3 protein-coding genes are annotated in these 3,125 nt (G+C 39.3%); 1 reads left to right on the top strand and 2 read right to left on the bottom strand.

Features of this window, described 5'->3' with window-relative positions; translation table 11 throughout:
• A partial coding sequence (locus H6G97_RS48690; RefSeq protein ID WP_190947463.1) for a transposase family protein occupies positions 1–375 on the top strand: 375 nt, incomplete at its 5' end.
• A gap of 418 nt (positions 376–793) precedes the next feature.
• On the opposite strand, the gene H6G97_RS48695 is transcribed toward H6G97_RS48690, so the two are convergent.
• Together H6G97_RS48695 and H6G97_RS48700 are read right to left on the bottom strand one after the other, a co-directional pair.
• Positions 794–1,318: a GrpB family protein gene (locus H6G97_RS48695; protein ID WP_190947464.1), complete on the bottom strand. Its 525-nt coding sequence runs from the start codon at positions 1,316–1,318 to the stop codon at positions 794–796.
• A gap of 172 nt (positions 1,319–1,490) precedes the next feature.
• Positions 1,491–3,125, bottom strand: a 1,635-nt coding sequence (locus tag H6G97_RS48700; RefSeq protein WP_199350162.1) for a plasmid replication protein, CyRepA1 family, incomplete at its 5' end; no start/stop codon positions are given.

Consider the following 3,125-nt stretch of genomic DNA (forward strand, 5'->3'; position numbering starts at 1 on the left):
ATTCACCAAAAAAGTACTGCTATCATTTGCTTAGGGCATGGCAAGGGCAGAATTCATGATTTTAAGCTATTTAAAAATAGTGGGATTAAATTTGGAGAATTGCTCAAGGTCATAGCAGATAAAGGCTATCAAGGGATTAATAAAATTCATCAGTTGAGTGAAACACCGATTAAAAAACCAAAAGGTGGAAGGTTGACGAAAGAACAAAAGAAATATAATCGAGAACTCAATCGATTAAGAATTGCTGTTGAACACGTAAATCGTCGTCTAAAAATCTTTAAAATTTTGTCTGATAGATATCGAAATCGTCACCGACGTTTTGGGTTAAGGTCAAATTTAATTGCGGGAATCTATAATCACGAATTAGCCCTATAAATCAGGTCAAAAAATTAAATTAATCAAATAATTTCGTTTTTTTTTAATAACCGAAACAAAGTTTGCTGTCTTTTTTTTAGCTAGTGATTGCCCTTATAATACTTGCTCGAAAAAAATGATAATCTCTTACTGTTTTAATGCCTAAAAATTTAAGCTGAAATAACCTTCTATCCTACCACAAAATATTTATGCAAGAGTTCTGAGATAACCATGAGTGAATATCAGAATTCAGAAGTAATCACGAAAGAGAAGATTGATAAGGCCATCAATTTGCTGAAAGAACAGAAGCCAATTCATAGCGAGAAGATGTATCGGACAGAGACGCAGTTCGGAAGATGAGGAGGTACATTGAGAAGCTGACATCTGAGAAGTACGGTTACACACGATGAAGCTTAAAAGGAAAAGCTAAACCTTTAATCTACAAAATTTGCTCGTGCCGTGCTTTCTCTAGAACCATCTGAATATAAATGCTTTTTCCATTCGTATATCCCTCACGGTCTTTTTGGAAACGCTCTGCTAAATTACGTTTTAACACCTCATACCGTTTTGCTTCTTCTGGATGTGTAAGCAGATAGTCACGAAACAACAAACGTTCCCAAAATTCACTATACGCCTCTACCACATGAACATGATGGGTTCTTCGCTTACCGTAAGGAGGCATTCCTTTAACGAAAAACATACGCCCAGGTCGTGGATCGTCTGGCCAGTAAATGTATTCTAGGGCTTCTAGTAACGGAATAATTGGTTTGGCAGCCTCAATGGAATGTACTCCAACCATCAAATCAATAACAGGCTTGGCAGCGAGACCTGGAATTGCAGTGCTACCGAAATGTTCTATTGCAATTACCTTATCATTTCCTAGTGCAGCAAAAATCCTTGCTGCTTCCTCTTCAAACAGAGTTGGCCAACATGGGTCATATTCAACAATTTCTATTTCATCCATAGTCAAACTTTACCCCAGAACAAGCTTTTATCAAGATATTTAGTCTGATAATGAACTTTTCATTTTGGCTAGAGTGAATGCACAAACAAAGAAGAAATTAGCCACGCTCGAACCAGCACTGCTTTTGAATATGGCAGTGCAAATATGAGAGCAACAAAAAATCAAGTCTATTTCAGTCCCTATCTACTGGTGTAATTTCAGTGAACGGCAATAAAACCACTGTATTGTTGGTTAAGTTCTGACATCTTAAGCTACTATTTAATGTTTTACTCTGTACCAAGAAATGGTCATCATCTCCTGTGACGGTACATACAAGTCCAATCAATGTTTCTATAAGGGATTTAGGGTGATGTTGATTTGGATCTCCTAGATTATTTTGAATATTAAAAGACATACCTGATCCATCAGACTCTCCAAGATTTTGAAGGCGTTCGCGTCGTGCAGCACGTTTAGCTAATATGGACATCAGGTTAGACCAAGTTTCTACATCCAGTCGGTAGACTTTAATTTTTTGCTTCTCAAACCCCGGCTCAAACCTCGACCAGCGAAATGCCGCTTTGATTCCCAACTGCGATAACATCTGATGCACAACCTGAACATCACTCATTTTGTCGCTGATGGTGCGGTTGAGATGGTGGAATATTTCTGGGGCATATTGGCGAATCTTGTCGGCGTAGGGTTTGAGGTCAGCTTTAGTCCATTCTTTAAAAGGATCTAAAAAGTCGTTTAATCCAAATGCTTCTCGCATAGAGCGCCGCAGCGCTGTACCAGAAATATCCCACGGGCAAACAGCTTGATTCCAATTAGCTTGTTTCTCTAATGATTTGGCTGTTCTGTCAACTCCTAATTCGGGATAAAGTTGCGCTTCTAAGTTGAGCAGTTCCCCGCGTCGTCGGCCTTCTTTGTCCCAAAGTACATGTTCTATAGTTAGCTCGTCTACGCAGTAGAAATCTTTCAGGTAATATTTTCTAATTGCTAGTGCGTCTTCTGGTGAGACAGATTCTTGGGATTCCAAGAGGGCAATTTCTGGATAAGTTAAATCTGCTGCGGCTACTATGTCTTTGGCTTCAATTTGTTTGATTTCGTCTTTGGCTGACTTTAATAACAGTTTGACAGCTTTATCCGATTCTCGATTATCAATTGTAATCTGATGCCCTTCATGTCTGAGTCGAATTAGCAGCGCATCAGAGAGATTCATCATCGAATAATTCTGCTCGGCACTAATTCGGGCATAGAGATTAACATGAGGATTTGATTGCCAATCGAAATTAGCAATACCTTCAACAATATCTGGTCTGAGGTTGGAGCGGACTAAACTAACAGTGGCATCTGTTCTCTGTTGTAATTGTGCTTTAATTTCTAGATAATTACTGGAGCGAGAAACTTTACAATAATTTGTCCCACGTTTGGCACACCAAACCACACGCTCTACGTTGTCTCGCACGCGAATTAAGGATTGGGACATATCAGCGTCGGTGGATGATGCGCCAGTGAAAATTCCATAGACTTTCTCGACTTTATCTGGAATTTCTATGCTGACTCCGGTGGCGACTGTGGGAGAACAAATAATTACGTCATATAACCCTGAAGCTAATACTGCATCGGGATTTTTCAAAAACCTTTTTTCGTCCTTGTTGCCACTGGTTTCTGAGTTAACCAGCAGGATTCTAATACCAGGAATTTCTTTTTGTAGGAGTCGGGCTGTTGTCTTGCTGGTGGCTTTGCTATCTGTGGTGACATATAGCGCCTTACCTGGCAAGATGTTTTGTGCATTTTGGATTAACTCGTTTATAACAGCTGATTTATC

The organism is Nostoc flagelliforme FACHB-838 (assembly GCF_014698065.1).
Taxonomy (GTDB): Bacteria; Cyanobacteriota; Cyanobacteriia; order Cyanobacteriales; family Nostocaceae; genus Nostoc; species Nostoc flagelliforme_B.

What these genes read in the sequence shown, in the direction of transcription:
- H6G97_RS48695 (WP_190947464.1), bottom strand. Translation starts at nt 1,318, where the DNA reads ATGGATGAAATAGAAATTGTTGAATATGACCCATGTTGGCCAACTCTG.